General features: G+C 50.9%; 22 protein-coding genes. 10 read left to right on the top strand and 12 right to left on the bottom strand.

Translation table 11 applies throughout. The annotated features are described in order from the left end of the window. Positions 1–128 precede the first annotated feature (128 nt). The 5 genes from AAF564_15210 to AAF564_15190 form a co-directional block, all read right to left on the bottom strand. On the bottom strand, positions 129–626 hold the full coding sequence (locus tag AAF564_15210) for a DUF6597 domain-containing transcriptional factor (protein ID MEM8486900.1): 498 nt from the start codon (positions 624–626) through the stop codon (positions 129–131). A gap of 132 nt (positions 627–758) precedes the next feature. Then, positions 759–1,943, bottom strand: coding sequence for a serine hydrolase domain-containing protein (locus AAF564_15205; protein MEM8486899.1), 1,185 nt, complete (start codon positions 1,941–1,943; stop codon positions 759–761). A gap of 165 nt (positions 1,944–2,108) precedes the next feature. After that, on the bottom strand, positions 2,109–2,693 hold the full coding sequence (locus tag AAF564_15200) for an SRPBCC domain-containing protein (protein ID MEM8486898.1): 585 nt from the start codon (positions 2,691–2,693) through the stop codon (positions 2,109–2,111). A gap of 92 nt (positions 2,694–2,785) precedes the next feature. Further along, positions 2,786–3,607, bottom strand: a complete 822-nt coding sequence (locus AAF564_15195; protein MEM8486897.1) for an AraC family transcriptional regulator — start codon at positions 3,605–3,607, stop codon at positions 2,786–2,788. Positions 3,608–3,709: 102 nt separating this feature from the next. Next, positions 3,710–4,687, bottom strand: a complete 978-nt coding sequence (locus AAF564_15190; protein ID MEM8486896.1) for a serine hydrolase domain-containing protein — start codon at positions 4,685–4,687, stop codon at positions 3,710–3,712. A gap of 539 nt (positions 4,688–5,226) precedes the next feature. Here AAF564_15190 and deoC point away from each other — a divergent pair. From deoC to AAF564_15175, 3 genes are read left to right on the top strand one after another with little or no spacing between them, the layout of a single operon-like run. Next, positions 5,227–6,189: a deoxyribose-phosphate aldolase gene (deoC, locus tag AAF564_15185; protein MEM8486895.1), complete on the top strand. Its 963-nt coding sequence runs from the start codon at positions 5,227–5,229 to the stop codon at positions 6,187–6,189. 8 nt (positions 6,190–6,197) lie between these two features. Beyond that, the gene (locus AAF564_15180) at positions 6,198–8,624 is read left to right on the top strand and encodes an aldehyde dehydrogenase family protein (protein MEM8486894.1); all 2,427 of its coding nucleotides are present in this window, start codon (positions 6,198–6,200) and stop codon (positions 8,622–8,624) included. Positions 8,625–8,677: 53 nt separating this feature from the next. Then, on the top strand, positions 8,678–9,511 hold the full coding sequence (locus AAF564_15175; GenBank protein MEM8486893.1) for a 2,3,4,5-tetrahydropyridine-2,6-dicarboxylate N-succinyltransferase: 834 nt from the start codon (positions 8,678–8,680) through the stop codon (positions 9,509–9,511). Between the two features lie 9 nt (positions 9,512–9,520). On the opposite strand, the gene AAF564_15170 is transcribed toward AAF564_15175, so the two are convergent. The 3 genes from AAF564_15170 to AAF564_15160 all read right to left on the bottom strand — a co-directional run bounded on the left by AAF564_15170 (position 9,521) and on the right by AAF564_15160 (position 12,623). Continuing rightward, a complete protein-coding gene (locus AAF564_15170; protein ID MEM8486892.1) occupies positions 9,521–10,063 on the bottom strand; it encodes an SPOR domain-containing protein in 543 nt (180 codons plus the stop codon). 195 nt (positions 10,064–10,258) lie between these two features. Next, positions 10,259–11,659 carry a sigma-54 dependent transcriptional regulator gene (locus tag AAF564_15165; GenBank protein MEM8486891.1) on the bottom strand — a complete coding sequence of 467 codons (1,401 nt, stop codon included), beginning with the start codon at positions 11,657–11,659 and terminating at the stop codon, positions 10,259–10,261. Between the two features lie 16 nt (positions 11,660–11,675). Next, positions 11,676–12,623 (bottom strand): diacylglycerol kinase family protein, encoded by a 948-nt coding sequence (locus AAF564_15160; protein MEM8486890.1) that lies wholly within the window; start codon positions 12,621–12,623, stop codon positions 11,676–11,678. 86 nt (positions 12,624–12,709) lie between these two features. On the opposite strand from AAF564_15160, the gene AAF564_15155 reads away from it, so the two are divergent. From AAF564_15155 to AAF564_15140, 4 genes are all read left to right on the top strand, one after another. Beyond that, entirely contained in the window at positions 12,710–13,603 is an 894-nt protein-coding gene (locus AAF564_15155) for an ABC transporter substrate-binding protein (GenBank protein MEM8486889.1), read from the top strand. A 33-nt stretch (positions 13,604–13,636) separates the two neighbouring features. Beyond that, positions 13,637–14,683 carry an iron ABC transporter permease gene (locus AAF564_15150; GenBank protein ID MEM8486888.1) on the top strand — a complete coding sequence of 349 codons (1,047 nt, stop codon included), beginning with the start codon at positions 13,637–13,639 and terminating at the stop codon, positions 14,681–14,683. 139 nt (positions 14,684–14,822) lie between these two features. Further along, a complete protein-coding gene (locus tag AAF564_15145; GenBank protein ID MEM8486887.1) occupies positions 14,823–15,794 on the top strand; it encodes a polyprenyl synthetase family protein in 972 nt (323 codons plus the stop codon). 50 nt (positions 15,795–15,844) lie between these two features. Beyond that, complete coding sequence (locus tag AAF564_15140; protein ID MEM8486886.1) at positions 15,845–16,582, top strand: MBL fold metallo-hydrolase; 738 nt, start codon at positions 15,845–15,847, stop codon at positions 16,580–16,582. Between the two features lie 226 nt (positions 16,583–16,808). On the opposite strand, the gene AAF564_15135 is transcribed toward AAF564_15140, so the two are convergent. Then, positions 16,809–18,467 (bottom strand): acyl-CoA carboxylase subunit beta, encoded by a 1,659-nt coding sequence (locus AAF564_15135; protein ID MEM8486885.1) that lies wholly within the window; start codon positions 18,465–18,467, stop codon positions 16,809–16,811. A gap of 132 nt (positions 18,468–18,599) precedes the next feature. Then, the gene (locus tag AAF564_15130; GenBank protein ID MEM8486884.1) at positions 18,600–18,794 is read right to left on the bottom strand and encodes a general stress protein CsbD; all 195 of its coding nucleotides are present in this window, start codon (positions 18,792–18,794) and stop codon (positions 18,600–18,602) included. A 232-nt stretch (positions 18,795–19,026) separates the two neighbouring features. Between AAF564_15130 and hemG the strand changes: the two genes are divergently transcribed. Beyond that, positions 19,027–20,379 carry a protoporphyrinogen oxidase gene (hemG, locus tag AAF564_15125; protein ID MEM8486883.1) on the top strand — a complete coding sequence of 451 codons (1,353 nt, stop codon included), beginning with the start codon at positions 19,027–19,029 and terminating at the stop codon, positions 20,377–20,379. A 4-nt stretch (positions 20,380–20,383) separates the two neighbouring features. Here hemG and AAF564_15120 read toward each other — a convergent pair whose 3' ends face one another. Both AAF564_15120 and AAF564_15115 read right to left on the bottom strand, forming a co-directional pair. Next, entirely contained in the window at positions 20,384–21,112 is a 729-nt protein-coding gene (locus AAF564_15120) for a hypothetical protein (protein MEM8486882.1), read from the bottom strand. A 198-nt stretch (positions 21,113–21,310) separates the two neighbouring features. Continuing rightward, positions 21,311–21,955 (bottom strand): energy transducer TonB, encoded by a 645-nt coding sequence (locus AAF564_15115; protein MEM8486881.1) that lies wholly within the window; start codon positions 21,953–21,955, stop codon positions 21,311–21,313. Between the two features lie 63 nt (positions 21,956–22,018). On the opposite strand from AAF564_15115, the gene AAF564_15110 reads away from it, so the two are divergent. Next, the gene (locus AAF564_15110; protein ID MEM8486880.1) at positions 22,019–22,165 is read left to right on the top strand and encodes a hypothetical protein; all 147 of its coding nucleotides are present in this window, start codon (positions 22,019–22,021) and stop codon (positions 22,163–22,165) included. A 226-nt stretch (positions 22,166–22,391) separates the two neighbouring features. Beyond that, positions 22,392–23,456: GTP-binding protein (locus tag AAF564_15105; protein MEM8486879.1), on the top strand; the 1,065-nt coding region annotated here is incomplete at its 3' end.

The raw sequence follows: 23,456 nt of genomic DNA, 5'->3' as shown, positions 1-23,456 counted from the left end.
CACCAAATGCAGACACACACTGACCGGCTGTGACCAATCTTCAAGTCAACGCGAACCAAGACACTATAGGAGCTAAATGTACGAGGCTCTCCCCTTTCCCCATGCAGGCCTTGCTTGACGGTGAGCCTCTAGGACTGGCGAGAGCGCACCATCGGATTGGCAGCGACCAACTGCGCATCCATGAGCCATTGTACAATACCAGCCAGGATGGATTGTTTGCCGGCAAGATCATGCTGCCTGGATAGCCGGGTATTTATCTCGATAAGCGGCCAACTGCCTGTGTATGGTGCGTCGACCATACCGTAGTTGATTTGCTCGGGTTCACATTGCCACACACCAGGGAGAAAACGGATGTTTACGTAATGAAAGGTTTTACCCAGATTTAGCTCTTCGGAGGTGGTACGCAATCCGGTGACGCCGGCTACCTGTGTTTCTAGCTGGTCAAACACCATGTAGGTACACACGTCTGGCAGCGCGTGAAAACGGTAATCCTCCTGCAGCGGGGCCTGGGTTTTCAACTCAAGGAAGCGGTGCACGATGCCTGCCAACTGCGCCGGCGGCGCAACTTCGTGAAACTGCACGGCCTCTACGTCTCTATCTTTTCCGTTTCCTCTCGGATCGTACATGTTCAGGTTGCACTCCTTTGCCGAAAAAATCTATCCCGACTAAAGTACGCATTGGAAGGCAGTGGTATTCAGAAAATCCGACGTGTTGTGCCATGATCCGATTTGCGATACATCAAAGGTACGCCACTCTATTTACAACCCTTCCATGATTGTAAACGCACGGGCATCGAGCCCTTCCAAAATAGTATCTGCCATATCATTCGTTTTCCCAGGAATTGAGCGATCCAACTGATTTGCCAGAATAACCACACCCAGGTTTAATTCGGGATACATAACAACGCGACTACTGTATCCAGGGATATTGCCGTCTTGCCAGAGACGCCGCACGCCCTCATAACGCATCATTTGCCAATTCAACCCAAGCGAAAACCCTTCTGCAGGATCCTCCGCACTGCCACCGGGTGGCGTATGCGATAACTTGACCAGCGGATCATCTTCATTGAGATGCCACTGCACGTAGCGTCCGAGGTCAACAATTGTACTCTTAATTGCGCCGGCAGCGCCATAAGCGGCAAGCACAGGCGGCATCGCTTGCCCTGTCTCATCGTAGCCTGTAATTACGTCTGCATCAAGCGTAATGCCGGTGCGCGCCATGCCTAACGGCTCAAAAATAACACGATCCAGTAGGGCTTCATAGGTCTCTCCATACACACGCTCCAACATGAAGCCGGCAAGCTGCGGCCCAGCGTTTGAATAGCTAAACCGCGTACCCGGAATGGTATCAAGCTGGACACTTTGCAGATCTACAAGAAAATCTTCTGTAGCATAATCTGCATACACGGATTTCATGTGATCCATCCACGCTAATACATCGCCATCATATCCAGCGAATTCGGGATGCATTTCCGGTCGATCCGGTAATCCGTTGGGGAGTTCGGATGAATGATTAACCAGGTGTGCCGGCGTGATGAAATGCCCATTGTATGCAAGGTTGGGATAATCACCATCCAGATAGCCTCGTATATCACTCGACAGATCTAGCCGGCCATCAAGCACTGCCTTTGCCAAAAGCACACCGGTGAACGTTTTCGTTACCGAGGCGATGCCATAAATTGTGTTATCCGTGGGCGTATCAGTCCCCTGGGGTGATGTTGTACCAAAGTGAAAACTATGGATATCGTCTGCCGCGACCACGCTTATGGAAAATCCAACTGCCTGCGGTGTGGTATCTAGAAACTGCTGGGCTGCCAGGGTAACGATCGATGCAATAGAATCAGCCGGCACACCTGCGGTGCGTTCGTCGGTATTGGGTGTGCATGCGGTAAGGGCAGTTGCCAAACCTGCAAAGAGCAGGACTGATTTGAGCGAAAGCGTCATAGATCAGAATGGGGTGAGTGAAGTGCTAAAATATTAACACCTAGCCAGATTAGCAATGCTGTTCTTTCCAGCCCACTCGCCACCTCGGACCTGCTCCGGGATCCAGTCTCTTATGCAACAAGTGAGGACATGCAAGGCAGTTTGCAGCCCCAGTATCCTACTACCTTACTCCAGCACCTCTTTCAGCTTCTGGTAGCTCATTTCATTGCCTTTAATAAAGAACGCCATCAGGTCCCAATACTTCTCATTGTTTTGGTATCCCATGCCATGGGACACAAGCCGTGTTTTGTTTTCGCCCAATGATTCAAAGAGCACCACGTTGTACAGGTTATCCGCATCGGATTTCATAAATTCAGGCCAGTTAGGTGCAATGTCGGCCTGCAGCGTTATGAGCTGGTAGGGTACGTAGTTGCGAATGAAAAGCGTATTTGTGGTTTCGTCATCCAGTGTGCCTTCTGCATTGTAGTTCGTTCGGATGATGCCACCGGCGCGCAGGTCGATGGATACCAATGGTGCGCTCCATTTCGCCCAGCCGGCTTCGGTGGTGTATGCATCCCACACCTCCTCCAGGCTTGCATGTATCACAACTTCTTGTGTGAGAATGAGTTCGCCGGCAGTTGTACTGTCAACCCGACTAACAATTTCAGACTGCTCGTCCTGCATACTTTTCTGTGCAGCACAATACTGGACCGTGCCGGTAGTAAATATCAGCAACAGCGTGCTTAAAATACCTGATACCCTGACCTTCATGCTAAACTACGTTTAATTGAGACTTCGTGCGGAGATTCAGTTAACAAAATCACCGTCTCGCCCGTCATTGTATTGTAAAAAAATTACCACCCCTAATCGACGGGAAAGAAATTGGGGCGGTCATGGTCTTCGTCGAGAAAAGCCTGTGGGTTAAAGCCTGAGAAATGCAGAAAGTCCTTGATGAAATGTGATTGGTCATAGTAGCCACAATCCAGGCTCACCTGCGCCCATTGAATGCTTTTCTCGTCTTGAACAAGCGCCATTACTTCAGCAAAGCGGAGTACCCGCTGCAACGCTTTGGGAGAAAGGCCGACGTATTTTTTGAACAGATCGATAAAATGCTTTTTTGAATACGCCGACTGCACCATGATCTCTTTCAGCGTTGGCGCTACCGGATTTGCGATGATTTGTGCCAACGCGTCACTAACAGCCTTGTTTGTTTGCCTGCCGTCATCGTACTGGACCAGCAGCCATTGTGCGGCGGTTTCGAGTTTATCAACTGGTTCAGGTGCTGCTTTGATTTGCTTCCGCAACGCGTAGATACCTTCGCCAAAGACATCACCCGCCGGCACGACCTTGTCTTGTAACGCATCAAGTCGCGACTTTAAAAATGGATGTGCAGTACCTGGTTTAAACTGAATGGCCAGCAATTCCGTCTGCTGGAGCGCACTGATAGATATGTACCCAGTCTGCATACCTGACACCCAGGCCCTGGTACAAGACTGTACCGGTTGATGGGATGCGTTGTCATAAATATGCCTTTCCTGCCCATCCAACTCAATAACAATAGAAAGTTTTGCATCGGGCACCAAACGTTCTATACCATGTTCGGGTGCGTAACCCTTGAGATAAAACATAGCATCCAGCGCGTCTGTCAGCACCGGTGCGTCGGGTGCATAGGCTTGATATACCATAGTTTATTTTACGAAATCTGGGTGCGTCAAAACAACACGATCAGGATTCAAAACCCAGTTTGCTTGCCTGTTTCAGGCTTCATAAACTACTACCTATTACGCTCATCTAAAAAGTACATCTTTGATTTCATTTTCCAAACGGCCAACCCAGCTACCACCACTCGTTGTCAGGATAATCAGTCCCCTTTCATATTCAGGCGAAAACACATAGGCGCTCGCAAAACCATCCAGGTCACCGCCATGCCCATACCAGGTCCGTCCCGCTCGGACTGTTTTACCAAGCCCAAGCCCATAATGCGAGCTGTCTGCATGAGTTGTCAATATGAGTGGTGAATCTTCTATTTCTCCACTTTCTTGCTGTCTGTATGTCATTATTTGTTCTATCATCAGCAGGGAAAGGTCACGTACATTTGAGTAAACGCCGCCGGCCGGCGTCATACGTCCCATGTTCCAAGGTTGGGATTTGATTGCGCGATCATCTTTCCTGTATGGTGTTGCAACTAGGGACACCTGCTGATGACTTGGGTGCACAAACGTATTGGCCAAACCATATTTTCCTGCTACATATTTCTTCAATAAGGCAGCATAGGTCTGTGATGAAGCGCGCTCGCAAATATACCCAATGAGGGCATAACCAAAATTTGAATAACCGAATTTAGTCCCCGGTTCTGACGCCAGCATTAACCCATTGATATCTTTCAACAAATCTGCTGTCGAGTAGGCAACCAGCATCGGATCACCATCGATACGCTTGTTGCTGGCTGCACGGTATGGCACGCCGGCTGTGTGCCGAAGCAACTGCCGTACTGTAACTTGCCTCAATTGTTCTTTAGTGTCTGCTGACACTTCGTGACCAAGGTACGTTGCTATCGAAGCATCCAGATCAAGCTTCCCTTCCTGTACCAGGTGCTTTACGATAATGGCTGTAAGCTTCTTCGTATCGGAGCCGATTTGATACACCGTCTGCTCATCCACTTTTTCAGAGCTTTCTCGATCTAATGTGCCAAACCCTTCGAAGTACGCTAATTTCCCATCATATACGATTCCGATAGATAGGGCAGGAATATCATTCGCTTTCAAGGTACTATCCACTTTGATACGTACCCAATCAAATACTTCGCTATTCGTCGATTGCGCGTATAGCGCGCAGGGCAAGATCATCCACAAGCAGCATAGTAAGGTGTAAACGCGGTTTAGCCGGTGTAACTTGGAAGAAGTTCGTTGCATGGCTTCTGTTTGATTTTTGTGACCAGGGCGCGAAGTGTCTTCGATCATTTTGAAAAAGCAACAGATTGCAGGATGATACGGTATGCCAATTCAAAAACAATAGACACGCTTTTGCATAGACCCGTTTACAATGCAAGCACAGTGAGTTGTTTTCACCCTAATTACGAACACACCACGATCAATCATCCCATGGTTCAGAAACGTTTAGGGTTGAACTTGCCAGTTGCTGGATACAAGTTGCATGAGAGGCTCAAATACAATTGTTTTATGCCACGCAGATTTCAACAGCAAGTCACTGCTTCTGATGTACAGGAAACACATCCAGAGCAATTCGAAACCTCCACTGTATCCCCGTGGTCTCATGGCAAACGTCCATTTGCCAACGTATCTCTATGACCACCACGCATATCGAGCGTAATACCGGCACCGAACTGGATCTGGGCTGGGTGCGCAATACACACATTAACCCAAGTGCCATCCGCCGGCGCGCGGCCTCGCTGCCCGGTCGCCGGTCGATCAAAAAACAGTGGCAAGCAGCCTGGTTGCTCCGCGCTGTTACGTGCATCGACCTGACCACCCTTGCCGGCGACGACACCCCCGGCAACGTCCACCGCCTCTGCCTCAAAGCGCGGCAACCGCTTCGGCCTGACCTTGTGGAAGCCCTCGGCATAGCCAAGCTCAACCTGACTGTAGGCGCTGTATGTGTTTACCACAGTCGGATTGAAGATGCCGTAGCTGCACTGCAGGGTACCGATATCCCGGTGGCTGCTGTATCTACGGGTTTTCCTGCCGGCCAGAGTCCGTTTAAACAGCGCATCAAGGAAATTGAAGCTTCTGTTGCTGCAGGCGCGCGCGAGATTGACATTGTTGTCAGTCGCGAACACGTACTAAAAGGCAATTGGCAGGCGCTGTACGAAGAAACGCGCGAAATGCGGGCAGCTTGTGGCGATGCACACATGAAAACCATCCTCGCCACAGGCGAATTGGGGACGCTATGGAATGTTGCCAAAGCGAGCAAGGTCACCATGATGGCCGGCTCCGACTTTATCAAAACCTCTACAGGCAAGGAGCCTGTGAACGCCACAATTCCGTTTGGCCTTATCATGACCCGCATGATCCGGGACTACCACGAGCGGACAGGCCAGATTGTTGGATTTAAACCGGCCGGCGGCATCCGAAAAGCCAAAGAAGCCTTGTTATGGCTTGCACTTATCAAAGAAGAATTGGGAGATGGATGGCTTAACACTCACCTGTTCCGCTTTGGCGCCAGCAGCTTGCTGACTGATATCGAACGCCAACTCTCTCATTTTGCCACCGGACGCTACGCAGCCCGTCACCACCAACCCATGGGTTAATGCATCGTATGAAACTCACTGCTCTTTTTGAATCCATGTCCTACGGCCCCGCCCCGGAATCCGACGCATTTGCCCAGGCCTGGCTCGACCAGCATAAACGCAAATTCACACCTTTCATCGGTAATGCCTGGCACAAGCCAGCATCGAAGCGCACCATCGAAGTCCGCAATCCGGCTACCGGAGAGAAACTGGCGGCAATCGCAGATGCAAATGCAAAAGACGTAGACGCGGCTGTACAGACGGCCCGAAACGCGTTCGAAGGCTGGCAGTCGACCAGCGGACACGAACGGGCCAAGCACCTGTATGCAATCGCGCGCGGTGTCCAAAAACACGCGCGGCTCTTTTCAGTTTTGGAATCGCTCGACAACGGCAAACCCATCCGTGAATCGCGCGACCTCGATATCCCGCTTGTTGCCCGCCACTTCTACCATCACGCCGGCTGGGCACAGTTGATAGACACAGAGATGGCCGGCTACAAACCGCTCGGCGTGGTTGGCCAGGTGATCCCCTGGAATTTCCCGCTGCTCATGCTGGCCTGGAAAATTGCCCCGGCCATTGCGATGGGCAATACCGTTGTACTCAAGCCAGCGCCATATACACCGCTAACTGCCCTGCTCTTTGCAGAAATTGTTGCTGAGGCTGGCTTGCCTGCAGGCGTGGTAAACATTGTCACCGGTGGCGATGAAGCCGGCGCCAGCATCGTGAACCACACAGACATCGACAAAATTGCATTCACTGGTTCTACGCAGGTTGGGCGGATTATCCGCAAAGCTACTGCCGGCACGGGTAAACGCCTTTCGCTTGAACTGGGCGGCAAGTCGCCGTTTTTGGTCTTTGAAGATGCAGACGACGACGGAGCGATCGAGGGCATTATTGATGCCATCTGGTTTAACCAGGGCCAGGTGTGCTGCGCCGGCTCCCGGTTACTCGTGCAGGAAAGCATCGCCCCGCGATTTATTGACAAACTAAAAAAACGCATGGGCCAACTGCGTGTGGGCAACAGTCTCGACAAAGCCATTGACCTCGGTGCAGTTGTTGATCCCATTCAACATAAAACCATCGATGGATGGGTAAAAAAAGCAGCTGCAGAAGGGGCAGACATTTTCCAGCCCGACATTGCAATACCAAAAGGTGGGTGCTACTATCCTCCGACCCTGCTCACCAATGTCGAGCCAGCGTCAACGGTTGCCCAGGAAGAAATCTTTGGACCCGTACTGGCCGCCATGACGTTCCGCACACCCGCTGAAGGTATCAAGCTTGCAAACAACACGCGCTATGGCCTTGCGGCGAGTGTATGGACGGAAAATATCAACGTTGCCCTTGAAGTGGCCCATCGCATAAAGGCGGGCAGCGTCTGGGTCAATTGTACAAATTTGTTTGATGGAGCTGCCGGCTTTGGCGGTTATCGGGAAAGCGGTTTTGGGCGCGAAGGCGGGAAAGAAGGGTTGTATGAGTACGTACGGCCAACGTGGGCCAGCCGGCCAAAACCTGAAACCCCGAAAAAAGCGTCAAACGGCAAAGCGGCTAAAGATACGTGGGGCTCCTATATCTTAGAGCGCCCGGAAAGACTACTTGCCGCCACAGATGATGCCATCGACCGGACGGCAAAAATGTATATCGGCGGCAAACAATCCCGCCCTGATGGCAGCTATAGCCGGCACGTATGTGCGCCCGACGGGAAGCTAATCGGCCTGGTAGGCGACGGCAATCGTAAAGACATAAGAAATGCCGTTGAAGCTGCCCATGCAGCGCGCGGCTGGGCAGATCGCACGCCCCATAACCGCGCCCAGGTCCTGTATTATCTGGCAGAAAACATAGCGCCACGGGCAACAGAGCTCGCAGGTCGTATTGCTGCAACAACTGGTGTTTCGGACAAAGCTGCGCGCAAAGAAGTTGACCTCAGCATACAACGCCTGTTCACCTATGCGGCCTGGGCAGACAAGTTTGGTGGTACGCTGCAGGAGACTACGCTCAAAGGCGTTGTTGTAGCCCATCATGACTACCTGGGGGTGATCGGCATTGCGTGCCCGGATGCCCATCCCTTGCTGGCGTTTGTATCGCTCGTTGCTCCTGCAATTGCGCGGGGCAATGCTGTGGTAGCTATCCCGTCACCATCAGCGCCACTGGTAGTGACCGATTTGTACCAGATCATCGACACCTCCGATGTACCTGGTGGCGTCATCAACATCGTTACAGGCGACCGCGATCACCTGACCAAGACCCTCGTTGAACACGAAGACGTTGATGCCATGTGGTATTTTGGTACAGCAGAAGGCAGCCGTCAGGTCGAAATGCGATCAACAGCCAACATGAAGCGGACTTGGGTGAACTACGGCATCCCCCGCAAATGGAAATCAAATACGGAAGGTGCCGGCAAGCCCTTTTTGTATAAATCTGTGCAGGTAAAAAACATCTGGATCCCAACCGGCGTATGAGCCGACTTTTAGACCTTACCGCCCGCTCTTGTCTTATTTGATTTGAACAGCTTATGTCCCTCCAGGAACGCGTTGAAACGTTTGCCGCAACACCCATCACCGCTGAAAATCGCGCTGCGGTACAGGAAGCCTTTGAAGCCGTTCGCGATGGCCTGAACAATGGGAGTATTCGTTCTGCATCGCGTAGCGCAGATGGGACATGGACGGCCCATACCTGGGTAAAGCAGGGCATCCTGCTAGGCTTCAAGCTCGGTGCGCTCGTGGAAATCACAGACGCTGGCCTGCCGTTTTACGACAAAGACACCTACCCAGTAAAACCCCTCAAGCTGACAGACAAAGTGCGCGTTGTGCCGGGTGGTTCAGCCATACGGACAGGCACCTATGTTGCGCCCGGCGTTGTATGCATGCCGCCCATGTACATCAACGTTGGCGCCTATGTTGACGAAGGCACGATGGTCGATTCACATGCACTGGTAGGCAGTTGCGCGCAGATTGGCAAACGTGTACATCTTTCAGCAGCGGTGCAGATTGGCGGTGTGATCGAGCCTATTGGTGCGTTGCCTGTGATTGTTGAAGATGATGTATTTATCGGAGGCGGTTGTGGTGTGTACGAAGGCTGTATTGTGCGGGAGCGGGCAGTGCTGGCACCTGGGGTAATCTTGACGGGCTCAACGCGAATTTATGACATCGCCCAGGAGCGCATCATTGAACGAACCGGAGAGGCACCACTTGAAGTGCCTAAAGGAGCTGTTGTTGTACCCGGGACGCGCAAAGCGTCCAGCGCTTTTGGAGAAGCACACGGTCTCTCCCTTTACGCACCCGTAATTGTTAAATACCGGGATGAGAAAACCGATGCAGCAACCACGCTGGAATCTGCCCTCAGGTAAGCGGAGACGTTATCGACGCACGTTGATGCGGTCTACAACGACAAATGCCTTGGGGTAATCAGCAATCATCTTAGCCAGTAGTTCTTCTGCATATTCACGTGAGGTAAAGTCCCCCACACGCACTCTGAAGTAAGGCTGGACGTAAACGTTGTAAACAGGCAGCGGCTGCTGAAAAACGGTGGTATCGGGGTAAACGCCGCGCATCCTTGAGAGCCAGCCGTGTACATTGTCCACTGCCTGGTCTGCTACGGCTTTTTCACGGGCAAACACAACCTGAATGCGCCATCCCTGCTGCGAACCAGAGAGGTTCTGTCCAACACTGCCGGTCAACAACGCTTCAGGCACGTCGTGCACAACTTCAACATCAACTATTGGCGCTTCGGTTGGATACGAAGCTTCATCAAACGTTTCGCTGGCAGGCAACTCCCGCAAAACATCTTCAAACGTAGGTGCACGATTGCCCGGCTCTTCAACCACCGTTCCACCAGCGCCAGAGCATGCTGACAAAACGAGGGCAAATACTAAGAAAGATAGGTAGTGAGATAATTTCATCGGATTGGATGATTACGCGTCAAGAGCGGGTCGCCTGATGGGAAACGCCGGCTAACACCTGCTCAAATTTAGCGCAGTGTTTTTTCGGCGAACCGACGGAAGTTACAACACACAACCCAGAACATAAAACGGCCTGCAGCAGGATTGTAAAATCAGCCGGCTTATTCACTATGCAGAACGGCTTAAAGTTGCACTTTATTCTGTTATTTCAGCCAGATTTTTTTCTTCTTCATCCAGACTATACCGCTTCCGTTTCTCCCAGAGCGTTTTTTTGGAGATTCCCAGGACCCGGGCCACTTCTGCATAACTGGAATCACTCGTTTCCAGGATGTGGCGGATATACTGTTTTTCAAGGTCTTCAAGCGTTCCGCCACTTTCAAAGCGAAAGAGGCCGCTTGCATCTCCCCAGTCGACAAAATCAGATGGCGATGCAATTTCCAGTTCATCTTCATCCATGATTTCCTTGCTGGTGAAAATGATGGCGCGTTCGAGCACATTGCGCAATTCGCGGACATTCCCTGGCCAGGTATGGGCACACAGTTTGTCCTGCGCAGCCGGCGTGAAGCTTTTCACCGATCGACCAAACTCTTCATTAAAATGTGACAGCAGGCTCTCCGCAATGGCCAACATGTCTTTGTTCATGGTGCGCAGTGGTGGCAAATGCAGGTTAACCACATTGATGCGGTAAAACAGGTCGCGGCGAAACTCCTTTTTGGCGACGCTTTCTTCGAGCCCGGCATTGGTAGCGCAAATGATGCGCGTTGTTACCCGCAGTTCTTCCACACCACCCAGTCGGCGAAACGTCCTGCTCTCCAGAAAAGAAAGCAACTTGGCTTGCAGCGCCATGCTCATCGAGTCGATTTCATCGAGGAAAAGCGTGCCGCTATCTGCAACCTCCAGCAGTCCAGGCTTGGCGTCTCGTGCATCCGTAAAAGCTCCTTTTTCATACCCGAACAGTTCCGCCTCAAGCAGGTTGTCAGGCAGTGCTGCACAGTTAATTTCAACAAAGGCGCCGGCGTTGTAAACGGAATTGGAATGGATGGTCTTTGCAACCAGGTTTTTTCCGGTACCTGTTTCCCCACGGATCAAAACGGTTGTATTGGGTACATCTTTCAGGGTCTCAATCGTTTGCCGCACCTTGATAATGGCAGGGCTATCACCTAGCAATCCTGAAATAGGATACTTCGCCTGCTGTTTGGTGCGACGCACCTTATTTTCCGGCTTCATGTCGTACATGTTCAGCGCTTTGCTGATCAGGGTACGCATTTCTTCCAGGTTCACCGGTTTCTGTAAATAATGAAAGGCGCCGTGCCGCATGGCATCTACGGCCGTCTGAATAGACGAATGCGCAGTCATGATGATCACGGGCAACAGTTTTTGCCGATCCTGAAGCGACTCAATCAATTCAATGCCGTTCATTTCGGGCATCATGAGGTCGGTAAGAATCAGATCAGGCCCTTCTTGTTGCTCCACACGATCTAGCAGCGCTTGCGGGCTCACAAAGGATTGTGCGTCATAACCATCCCTGTTGAGGACGTTTACAAACAACTCGCCAATCTTGGGTTCATCATCAACAATATAAATTCTTTTTTTCACAGGATTTGATTCCGGTTCAAGGTACAATTACAGAAATGCCTTTTTCGATCAATTGGACATCCAGCCGGCGTACGTCAGGCGCGAGGATTTCACCATCAGCATGTACCGGCAGACCTCCGCCGCCTTTCTTGCCCACCCGATTCATGGTATCGAGCACTTCAATCAGGATCCGCGTTGCCGTTGTAGCACGGTATTCCTTCATGTTTGTGTGGCGACCGCGTAGAACACGCGGTACGCTGGCCAATAGCCGCGGTATGGAAATCCGTTCTATTACACAAACGTCAAACCATCCGTCATCTATTGAAGCATGCGGTGTAAGTTTGAACATCCCCCCTGATGTGCTGCCATTGCCCACAGAAGACAATAACATCTGTCCACTAAAAAACGGGGTACGATCTTCACCATCACACGTGACGGTTACATCCGCATATTGAAGTGTAAAAAGTGTATTGAGAAGCGCTGCAAGATAAGCCCCAAAACCGGGCAGCGCCTTAAAAGAAGATGCGCGATCACCTACTGCTGCATCGAATCCTATCCCTAGCGTGTTGAAAAAACAACGCGCTCTCTGATCGCGCGCGCTTTGATACGTTACTGTACCATAATCTACCGCTTTTCGTTTCCCCTTCGCAAGTATTTTTATTGCAGATTCTATATGAACCGGGATACCTGTCATTTTTACAAAATCATTTCCCGTACCAACAGGAATTAATCCGAGTGCAACAGGTTTTTTGCTCAATACAATCCCATTTGCTACATGGTGTATAGTACCATCTCCCCCAACAGCAACAACCAGATCTGCCCATGCTGCGGCCTCTTTTGCGAGCTTTGTGGCATGCGACCCACTTTGTGAAAACAAAATCTCCACGGACAATCCCGATGCGGCAAAAAGGCTGGCTAATTTTTGCTGTAACGCTCCCGCGCGGCCATTGCCGGCTGCAGGATTTAGAATAACTGCCGTTCTCATATCACTGCCCATGCTAAGGGGGGGAACCGAAAGGTACAGCACGGTTAAGTATGATGCGCGCGCAATCCCTAACCTCCCTTTGTTTTATGTCCCACCTAAGATGCCTCTTATACTGCCTGCTGTTGCTCACCGGCTGTGGGCCAGCCCCCCAACAAGCACCGGATACCGGGAACTCGTTTTCCTTTGTAGATGACGCGGGTAATACGATTACGCTACCGCACCCACCCCGCAGCGTAATTTCTTTGGCACCGAACCTCACAGAGTTGCTATACGCCATCGATGCCGGCGACCTGGTTACTGCCGTGAGCCTCGCCGATGATTACCCACCCGCGGTAGACACCCTCCCCCGCTACAGCTCCTATCCGATGGATTTTGAAGCGCTTGTGGGATACGGACCAGATTTGCTCATTGCAACAGACGCGATCAACAACCCAAGAGACGCCGAGCAATTTACTTCCGTGGGCCTTAAAATAGCCTATTTCTCTTTCAAATCATGGGCAGACATTCCCCGGGTGATGCGTGCCCTTGGCGATATCACAGATCGAAGTACCGCAGCAACACAGGCTGCGGACGCGCTGGATGCACAACGCATGGCCATCCAACAGAAAACGGCCGCAGTCAAACCCACCCGCGCCCTCTTTCTGATTGGCTCAGACCAACTTTATGCATTTGGCCGGGACAACTACATCCACGAGGCCATCGCCATCGCCGGCGGCAAGAGCCTGACGGACTCCCTGGCGGCTGTATCACCGATATTAAGCGAAGAATTTGTACTGACAGCGCAGCCTGACGTAATATTAGGCAGCATCCAGGGCGCAGCACAATTGTTAACCCACCATCCGGCTTTTGAAAACGTGCCGGCACTTGCAAACGACCGTGTTTGTACTGTAGACGGTTCGCTGGTCCTGAGACCAGGGCCACGGCTCCTTGAAGGTATAACAGCCATGGCGCGCTGTATGCATCCTGAGCTTTTCGAATAAACACCATTGCGTATCGCCTAATCCGTATTCTACTTGCCGGCTTCCCATTCCAAATCATACAGCCTGTTGTTGCCGCTACTCATCGGCGCAACCGTGCTTTCCATGGCTGTCGGCCTGGCGAAAGGCAGCACACCATTGCCGCTAATGAGTGTAATACTGAGTTTGAAAGCCGGCCTCTTTTCCTTGCCACTTGACTCGGGCGTTGCTCCAAACGCTTTCGATATAGTCTGGAAACTCAGATTGCCCCGCGTGCTGCTCGCATTTTTTGTGGGCGGTGGCCTGTCTATTGTGGGTGTAGCCATGCAAACCCTGGTTCGCAATCCGCTGGCTGAGCCTTATATCCTGGGCATTTCCAGCGGCGCCTCAGCTGGTGCCTCCCTGTTTTATCTGGGCTTCCTGCCCCCCGTATTGTCACTAGCACTTACCTTACCGCTCGCTGCATTTGCTGGTAGCCTGCTTACCATGCTCGTTGTGTATCTTGTGGCGCGCACCGGTACCCACGTCGATGTCACACGATTGCTGCTGGCCGGCGTTGCAATGTCGGCCCTTATGGGTGCAATAAGTACCTTTGCTACGCTTGCTTCGCCAGAGTTGGAGAAAATGAAAACCGTGATGTTCTGGCTCCTTGGCTCCTTTGCCGGCGCCCGTTGGGATATGCTACTGCTTCCCCTCCTCGCGAGTGGCCTCGGACTGGCCTTTCTGCTTCTCTTTGCTAAACCACTGGACGCAATGTTGCTGGGCGAGGAAGCAGCGCACCACCTCGGTCTTCCTGTTGAACGTATCAAATCGTTGCTCATTGGAATGGCTACGTTGATTACGGGCCTGCTTGTTGCCGCTGCCGGTGCCATCGGATTTGTTGGCCTGATTGTCCCCCACGCAACGCGGTCCCTTGTTGGTGTGCTGCATCGCAAGCTTGCCCTGGTTGCCTTTTTTGCCGGTGGTATTTTTCTGGTCTGGGCCGACCTTTTTTCGCGGTCTATCCTTCAACCCCAGGAATTGCCTATCGGCATCGTAACGGCCATTTGCGGGGTGCCGTTTTTCCTGTACTTGCTGCGTAATAAACCTTACCGTTTCGGATAAAAAATTGATTGGGCGCCTAAACTTATTCTTTGGTCCGGTGTATAGTTTTAGAGTTTTCAAAAATTTTTGAAAATAGCTTATGGCAGCACCAACAGCTACGCAGCAAGCCCCAACTTCCGTGCAGCACGCACGTACTCCCATGCCCACGCTGAAGTCCATTCAGGCACCCGTTCAAGACGAACTTGATGCTTTTCAGCGCTACTTCAAAGGCTCCGTTAAATCTCCTATTTCGCTACTCGATAAGGTTATTCGATACCTTATGAAGCAAAAAGGAAAGCAGATTCGTCCCCTGCTTGTGTTGCTGGCAGCCAAAACGTGTGGCTCTGTATCCGACAAGTCATTCCGCGGCGCAGCACTCGTTGAGTTGATGCATACCGCTACGCTTATTCATGACGATGTTGTGGATGACGCAGACCGCCGGCGGGGCATGTTTTCTATCAATGCCCTGTGGAAAAACAAGGTTGCCGTATTGTTAGGTGATTTTCTGCTGAGCCGTGGCTTGTTGCTTGCACTCGATCACAAAGACTACCAGGCCCTGCATATCCTCTCAGATGCAGTAAAGCGTATGAGCGAAGGGGAATTGCTCCAAATCCAGAAGGCTCGCCTGCTAGATATCGACGAAGCGACGTATTTCTCCATAATTTCTGACAAAACAGCTTCACTGATTGCAGCCTGTACCGCTTGTGGCGCAAATAGTGCAACAGACGACCCTGTGATTGTACAGCGTATGAAGGAGATGGGAGAAGAACTGGGAATTGCGTTTCAGATACGCGATGACCTGTTTGACTATGGGCTCAAAGACGTTGGCAAGCCGTTGGGTATCGATTTGCAAGAGAAGAAAATGACGCTGCCCCTGATCTATGCCCTGCGCGAAGCAGCTTCCACAGACTATAAGCGAATCATGCGTATTGTACGGAAGAAGAAAAAGTCCAAAGAGGACATTCGCACGGTCGCACGGTTTGTTGATGACCAGGGTGGCATCAGGTACTCCAAAGAAAAAATGCACGCACATGCAGAGAATGCGCGTAACATATTGCTTACCTTTGAGCCATCTGCAGCCCGCGATGCCATGTTGGATCTGGTAGACTTCACCGTCTTGCGTGAAAAGTAGGTACGCCGGCTGCGTCTAACGAATCAAAACGCACGTTTGCGAGCACAGTTATGCCTTTTCTACACCTGCTTGGTACGGGAGCCGGCTACAGCGAACCGCACCGGACCACCACCATGCTGGCCTTTTCCCACGAAGACAACCTCGTTGTGATCGACTGTGGCGGTGACGTAGTTCAGCGTATCCTCGCTGCCGGCCTCAACCCACTTGACCTGAAGCACCTCATCCTGTCCCACGGCCACCCGGATCACGTCGGCGGTTTTCCGCTTTTTATGGAAAAGATTTGGCTCGCCGGCCGCAAACAACCCATTCCTGCCTACGGCCCACCTGAAGCACTAGACCAGGCACGCCGAACATTTGCCACCTTCGATACCAGCGGCTGGGCCGGCATGCCCGCACTCGACTGGCACGAAGTACGATCTGGCCCGTTGCTCGAGGACGAGGTATGGGACATCACAGCTGCGCCCGTAGTACACAGCATTCCAACGCTGGGCTTTCGGATCCGCTGTAAAATCAACAATAGCGTTGTCGCTTACTCATGTGATACCGAGCCAACAGAGAGCGTGGTGAAGCTTGCACAGGATGCAGACATCCTCGTCCACGAAGCCACGGGTCCCTACCCCGGTCATGCAACAGCTACACAGGCAGCAGAAATAGCAAAACGCGCCGGCGCAAAGAAACTGGTCCTCGTACACCTGCCGGCGAACCTGGATCAGGCAGATCTGGCAGCAGCCCAGGAAATCTTCCCCGATACTGCATGGGGCTTCGAATTGGGCAGGTATACCCTTTGAGGAAGTGCCCACAGGGCTTTAATAAGCGGATAGCTTGTCGCCTTGATCACCTCTAGCTCTAGCTACAAATTCATCGCGCATGCGAGGCTTGAATTGAGTGCCGATTTTCGAGTGCCGATTTTCGAGTGATGCGCTTGCATTGGCACAGATGTACACTAAAGCAGCGCTATCTTACTCAATACTCCTCACTCAATACTCCTCACTCAATACTCCTTACTCGAAACTACTAAGTCTGAATAACCCCCGGATTAAACGGCGGAATATCGGGGTTGTGGTCAGCCATCTCAATACCTGTACTGATCCACTGCCGCGTAGCAACGGGGTCGATGATTTCGTCTACCCAGAGGCGTGCAGCCCCGTAGAAGGTGGTCATTTGCTCCCGGTAGCTCGATTCAATTTTATTCAGCAGCTCGTTTTTATCCTCTTCAGAAACAATTTTTCCCTGCCGCTCCATTTTGGATACCTGGATCTGCAGGAGCGTCTTGGCGGCTTGTTTGCCACCCATTACGGCAATGCGTGCGGAAGGCCAGGCACAGATGAGTCTTGGGTCATATGCTTTACCGCACATGGCATAGTTGCCGGCGCCATAAGAATTGCCAACAATCACCGTAAACTTGGGTACAACAGAGTTTGCAACAGCATTCACCATTTTAGCGCCATCTTTGATAATCCCTCCGTGCTCAGCACGAGTGCCAACCATAAAGCCGGTAACATCCTGGAAAAAGATAATCGGAATCCGCTTTTGGTTGCAATTCATAATGAAGCGGGCAGCTTTATCAGCAGCGTCAGAGTAAATCACCCCACCAACCTGCATTTCACCTGTTTTGCTTTTCACCACGAGCCGCTGGTTGGCAACAATGCCCACGCTCCATCCATCAATGCGGGCGTACCCAGTAATAATGGTTTTGCCAAAACCTTCTTTATACGGGCGCCAGGAGTCGTCATCGATCATGCGCGACAGCACTTCTTGCATGTCATAGGGCTGGTTCGAGGCTTCCGGAATAAGGCCGTAAATCTCATCAGCCGAGAATTTGGGTTCTACCGGGTCAACGCGTTTGAATCCGGCCCGGTCGCGCGGTCCAAGATGGGCAACGATATCGCGAATGACCTGTAAACATTCTTCGTCGCTATCAACTTTGTAATCTGTGATCCCAGAAATTTCTGTTGTTGTCTCAGCTCCACCGAGCTCTTCTTTGCCAACAGATTCGCCGATAGCAGCTTTTACCAAAAACGGGCCGGCCAGAAACACAGAGCCAGTCCCGTTGACAATAAGGGCTTCATCACTCATGATGGGCAGGTACGCCCCACCAGCAACACAACTGCCCATAATGGCCGCAATTTGCGGAATGCCCCGGCTCGACATAATGGCATTGTTTCGAAAGATGCGGCCGAAGTGGTCTTTGTCCGGGAAGATCTCGTCTTGCATAGGTAGGTAAACGCCAGCAGAATCGACGAGGTAGATAATCGGGAGGTTGTTTTCGAGGGCAATTTCTTGCGCGCGCAGGTTTTTCTTGGCAGTAATCGGAAACCACGCGCCGGCTTTTACCGTGGCGTCATTGGCTACAATCATACATAACTGTCCACTCACTTTGCCCAACCCCATCACCGTGCCACCAGATGGACAGCCTCCTTCTGCTTCATACATCCCGTATCCGGTAAACAAACCAATCTCTGTAAAATCGCGTTCATCGTCCAGTAACGCTGCAATCCGTTCGCGGGCCGTTAGCTTGCCCCGTTCATGTTCTCGATCGATGCGTGTTTTGCCGCCGCCCAGTTTCACTTCGTCCGCTTTCTCATATAATTCAGCGAGAAGTGCCTGGTAGCGGTCCTGGCGTTCTTGGTATGATTTCGATGTTACTGGGGCCAGATTCCCGATCATGGACATGTAGAATTACAGGTTGCAGGTATAAATAGCGTTCTCTAACGCTGATGTCCCGTTCACGTTCACAAAAAAAGGCTGATCCCCGAAGGAAACAGCCTTTAAATTTGTACGCCTGGCGTGACAGAGCCAAGTAGACTAGAAAATAGCACTCATTTTCTGGCGAATTTCCATGGGTGATTCACCAGTTTTCTCTTCAATCAGAGAAACCATCTTGCGGAGATTGCCCCGGGCTTTTTTCAGCTCAGCATCATCAAATTCAGCGTCAACCCAGATCGCTGCGATTTGATCTTTGACGTAGTTCCAGTTTTCGTTCATGCTGCTTGTAGCCATAACTCACTCACCGTAGAATAGGGGACCAAAAAAATTGCTTACTTAGTCAACAGAACAAGGCACCTATATTGTTTCAAAACAGTGATGTGCTTTCTGTTAAGATTTGTTGATAATTATGTGTTATGAATGTGTCAACAAATTGATAACCTTTTTAAGAAGGACGACAAATACGCTGAAACAAACACGCTATGCCGCATTTTCACACCCTTATTCCAGACACATTTTTTGATTTATGGCTTCAGTAGCAATTCTCGGTGGTGGCATTTCAGGGCTCATAGCGGGCTATTTGCTGGACAAAGCCGGCATTCCCTTTACCCTTTTCGAAGCTGAGTCGGTTGTCGGAGGCAAAATCAGAACGACATTAGCGAACGGTTTTTTGGTAGAACATGGCCCCAATTCGCTACAATCGACAACCCCGTTACTCAACCAGCTCATCGAAGAAACTGGTCTCAATAACGCGCGGGTCTTCGCTTCCTCAAAAGCAAAAAAGCGATTTGTTGTACGAGGTGGCACACCACACGCCTTGCCGATGTCTCCGCCGGCGTTGTTGCGCAGCCGGTTTTTTTCAATAAGCACCAAACTGGGCCTGCTGAAAGAGCCTTTCAAAAGCAAGCGCAAAGATGCTGGCGAAGAAAGCGTGGCAGCCTTTTTTAAACGCCGGCTCGGCCAGGAGATCCTTGACTACGCCGTAGATCCTTTTGTAACGGGTATTTTTGCTGGAGATCCGGCTGCGTTATCCCTGCAGCATGCCTTCCCTACCCTTCATAATCTGGAGCAAAAACACGGATCCTTGCTCAAAGGCCTGCGCGCAAGCCGGCAATCAGCACACGATATACAACCCACAAAGCGCATGATCTTTTCGTTTACCGAAGGAATGCAGATGCTCCCGCACGCACTTGCTGCGCCAATCAAATCATCTATTAAACTAAACTGCCGCATCTCACGCGTCACGCTGCAGCAGGGTAAATGGACAGTCACAACCGATCAGGGACACGCAAAGGCTTTTGACGCCGTATTAAACACGTTGCCTTTGCCAGCTGCCCTGCCCTGCTTTACCGGGTTGCCAATCGACTTGCAGCCCTTCGCTCGCGTGACCTATCCTCCTGTGACCGTGTTTGCGCTTGGGTTTCACAAGGAAGATGTACAACATCCCCTGGATGGCTTTGGGATGCTGGTGCCTGGAAAAGAAATGGGCGCACGTATTCTGGGTACCATTTTCTCCTCCATGGTTTTCCCGAACCGGGCACCAAACGGACAGGTATTGCTCACAACACTGGTTGGTGGCGCAAGAAAAGGCGATCTGTGCGGCCTCGACGATGGATTGATCCTCGACTTCGTGCTCGATGACCTGCACCATATGCTTGGGGTATCTGGAAACCCCGTGTTTACCAAACTAATCCCCTGGCCCAACGCCATTCCCCAGTACAACATGGGATACGGACGTGTTAAAGAACTTATCGCAAGCCTGGAAGACAGTTATCCAGGGTTGTTCTTTGCCGGTAACTACAAAAACGGCATTTCAGTAGGAGATGCGGCAAAATCAGGGGAAGCTGCTGCACAGCAGATTATAAGACATTTCGCCTAGTGTGTTAGGCCAATCCGCCCTGGGTATACAAATGCCGCATGAGTTTGCGCTTGGCAATAGGCAGCACCGTTTCTTCGTATGGGAAGGCAATATCCAGGTCGCACATGTAAGTTGCAGGATTTGGTAATTCCCGGTTTTCTTCGATGAGCTCCAGTTTAATACTGTGAGGTGACCGCATGACAAGCCGGCGGGGTAGCGTTTTCACGTGTGCCGTACGCAAGCTGCGGTAGCGCTCTTTTGCATCGGTAAACAACGATACATCGTATTTGAAGATATGCAGCTTTGCGCCTTCCAGGTCTGGTACCAGCAGGTATCCTTCTTCGACATAAGAAGGGATCAACCCCACTTCACCGATAAATAATTGGGATTCGACAAATTCAAAAATGGTCCGCCCCTCTTCGATGGCGTCCAGGATATGTGGCAAACTCCAGCTTACCAGTTCTTTCACTACAATGAGTTGATCTCCGTCGAGTGAAGGGTATTCGTAGCGCAGGGTTTGGGTATTCAGGTCAACTTCTTCGAGCCGGCGCGGGAGTCCTTGCTCGACAATGTCCATACCCGAGACAATCTGCTGCAAGCTCTCGTAAAGCTTGACAAGTGAACTCAGGTACGGGTATACAATGTTTTTTGAAAACGCCATTCTTGCCTGTTGTAATCCGTCCAGGACTTTGTATTGTGCGCTTTCATAATCGTGTACAGCGGATAGAAAATGATTGAGACGTAGCTCTGCCATTGTTGTCACCCTGTTGTTTACACATACCACATCGTATACAGATCACTCGAAAGTGTCAAGGTATTTTGGCGCATTAGTCCATTCCTGTACCTGAACGGTACAAAATAACGGGCACATGCATTAAAGCTTATATCGCCCTGTTTAGCAACTGCTTAACGCACATGCCCGCTACTTGCAGGCAATCAATAGTGGTATAGGCTATCGAAGTTTGAAGCTGATCGGAATGGTCATCCGTACGCTGACGGGCACGCCGCGCTGCTTGCCCGGCTTGAAACGCATTTTGCCAAGCGCGCGGAGTACTTCTTCGTCACATCCGGCACCTAGACTGCGAACGACCAACGGGTTTATCAATTCGCCGGTTTTGTGCACAACAAACTGCACAATCACGCGCCCTTCTACACCGGCTTTTTTAGCCATTTCAGGGTAGCGGATTTCTTTCATGATGGCTTCAAGACCACCGATGATTTCCGGCATCTCCTCAGCCAGCGTAATGAAGCCCGCCTCCTCGTATTCGGGCTCCTCTACTTCTGGGGGTGGCCCAGCTACGATGTCAGTCATGTCGAGATCGAGGGCTGCTGCATCAAACGTCAGTTCTTCGTCTAATACAACGTCATCAGCAACAACGGTTGGTATACTTGGGGCCGGCGGTATGATCTTTTTCTCGAGTACGGTTGGGGGCACATGCATCACGGGCATGTAGGCCACCGCTGCCTGAAATTGTGCGTCCTGTTCACTCCCAGAAATCTCCGATCGGGCAAGTACAATGAGCAGAAGTAAGGTGAGTACGATACCAACCTGCATGCGTAGCTGATACAAGCCCTCGCGGTCGGCGTGTCTTTTCATGTGTGATTCCATGGTTGTCCTGTGTTTATGCACGCTGCTGTGCAGGTGAAAAAAACAAGGACCATGCAGCAGAGAAAACAGAAATTGCACCTGCTGCATCCAACGTACCCGGGTAAGATGCGTCCTTTACTACTAGACAGCCGAGAAGCCAGGGAGTTGCTATATACCATCTTTGGCGTGGTGCATGATGCCATTCGCCTCGTTGGCTGAACATACCCTTTGCTTTATAAGTAAAACCCATTTGTATACCCGGTCTTACATACACTATGCAGCAACGTGAGGTATTGGGTACATTAGGCGCTAAGAGACTGTTGGGATTGCATCTTCACAATCTCTAAATGCCGCAATAGAAATATACAGTGTTTATTTCTATCCATCGATTACGTATTGCCTGGAATTACAGGTATTCAATTTAAAGGCAGAGATAAAAAACAGGATGACCCCCAACTCCCAGGAAAATCCAATCAGTTTACAAAAGAAAATTCCGGTTGTAATTATTAACGGATTTCTTGGTTCAGGCAAAACAACCCTTTTGAGAAGCCTGCTTATTCAGTCGTTCAAAGAAAAAGTGTCTGTTAGCGTTATTGTGAATGATATGAGTGAGCTCGATGTGGATGGAGAATTGATTGCCGACATAGAGTTTGTTAAAAAAGAAGATCACACCTTTGAAACCATATACGATTGCGTCTTAAGCAGCAAAAAAGGTATAAAAAAGCTCGGGCAGGTACTGAGGAATATGTTGTCGAATCACCAGCCAGATTTGATACTGATAGAAACATCAGGAAGCTGTCATCCCATGCCACTCATTGAGTTTTTCAAATCACAACCAAACCTGAGGCTCACCGGTGTACTTGCGCTCGTCGATAGTGCCATGCTCGCCCAGGACTACAACTACGGACAACAAATCTTTCCGGTAATGCAGCATAATTTGCAGCATGAAAAGCGCGATACAACAAATTTGCTGGTCGAACAAATTATGTTCTCTAGCCACTTGTTGCTAACAAAAGTTGACCGTATCGAAAAAAGTGACATTCGAACCATAGCCCATGCTATTCAGCAGTTTAATCCCTACGTATCTGTCATTTCTGTCCCCTGGGGCAACCTTGCTATTGATGACGTGACGGTGTTACCTGACTATGACTACCACAGAGTTGCAAAATTGATCAAAGAGCTGAAACCTGTTCTGGAAGTCGAAGCCCGGGATGAGCGACCCTATAACCTGGCAACGAGAGTCATTAAAGACGATCGCCCATTTCATCCTCAACGCCTGTGGGATACCTGCCAGCAGTATCTTGGACGGCAAATTTATCGAAGTAAAGGGTTCTTTTGGCTTGCGAGCCGGGACAAAATTTCGCTGCTTTGGAATCAGGCTGCCGGGGGGATTAGCCTGGATTTAATTGGACATTGGCGCTCGGGCATTCTGGAAGACGAAGCAAATGAGCTTGACGCCATGGAAGTGGAGCTGCTTAGAGAAAAACTTGCTAAAGAGTCTGGTCGGTTT

Source organism: Bacteroidota bacterium (genome assembly GCA_039111535.1).
GTDB lineage: Bacteria > Bacteroidota > Rhodothermia > Rhodothermales > JAHQVL01 > JBCCIM01.
The sequence above is the reverse complement of the archived record's forward strand: the minus strand, read 5'-3'. Positions and strand labels throughout refer to the sequence as shown.

Coding starts and splice junctions, on each gene's coding strand:
- AAF564_15155 (MEM8486889.1), top strand. CDS start 12,710: ATGTCCCACCTAAGATGCCTCTTATACTGCCTGCTGTTGCTCACCGGC.
- AAF564_15110 (MEM8486880.1), top strand. CDS start 22,019: ATGCAGCAGAGAAAACAGAAATTGCACCTGCTGCATCCAACGTACCCG.
- AAF564_15115 (MEM8486881.1), bottom strand. CDS start 21,955: ATGAAAAGACACGCCGACCGCGAGGGCTTGTATCAGCTACGCATGCAG.
- AAF564_15145 (MEM8486887.1), top strand. CDS start 14,823: ATGCCCACGCTGAAGTCCATTCAGGCACCCGTTCAAGACGAACTTGAT.
- AAF564_15180 (MEM8486894.1), top strand. CDS start 6,198: ATGAAACTCACTGCTCTTTTTGAATCCATGTCCTACGGCCCCGCCCCG.
- AAF564_15160 (MEM8486890.1), bottom strand. CDS start 12,623: ATGAGAACGGCAGTTATTCTAAATCCTGCAGCCGGCAATGGCCGCGCG.
- AAF564_15205 (MEM8486899.1), bottom strand. CDS start 1,943: ATGACGCTTTCGCTCAAATCAGTCCTGCTCTTTGCAGGTTTGGCAACT.
- deoC (MEM8486895.1), top strand. CDS start 5,227: ATGACCACCACGCATATCGAGCGTAATACCGGCACCGAACTGGATCTG.
- AAF564_15210 (MEM8486900.1), bottom strand. CDS start 626: ATGTACGATCCGAGAGGAAACGGAAAAGATAGAGACGTAGAGGCCGTG.
- AAF564_15140 (MEM8486886.1), top strand. CDS start 15,845: ATGCCTTTTCTACACCTGCTTGGTACGGGAGCCGGCTACAGCGAACCG.
- AAF564_15130 (MEM8486884.1), bottom strand. CDS start 18,794: ATGGCTACAAGCAGCATGAACGAAAACTGGAACTACGTCAAAGATCAA.
- AAF564_15135 (MEM8486885.1), bottom strand. CDS start 18,467: ATGTCCATGATCGGGAATCTGGCCCCAGTAACATCGAAATCATACCAA.
- AAF564_15170 (MEM8486892.1), bottom strand. CDS start 10,063: ATGAAATTATCTCACTACCTATCTTTCTTAGTATTTGCCCTCGTTTTG.
- AAF564_15120 (MEM8486882.1), bottom strand. CDS start 21,112: ATGGCAGAGCTACGTCTCAATCATTTTCTATCCGCTGTACACGATTAT.
- AAF564_15175 (MEM8486893.1), top strand. CDS start 8,678: ATGTCCCTCCAGGAACGCGTTGAAACGTTTGCCGCAACACCCATCACC.
- AAF564_15195 (MEM8486897.1), bottom strand. CDS start 3,607: ATGGTATATCAAGCCTATGCACCCGACGCACCGGTGCTGACAGACGCG.
- AAF564_15200 (MEM8486898.1), bottom strand. CDS start 2,693: ATGAAGGTCAGGGTATCAGGTATTTTAAGCACGCTGTTGCTGATATTT.
- hemG (MEM8486883.1), top strand. CDS start 19,027: ATGGCTTCAGTAGCAATTCTCGGTGGTGGCATTTCAGGGCTCATAGCG.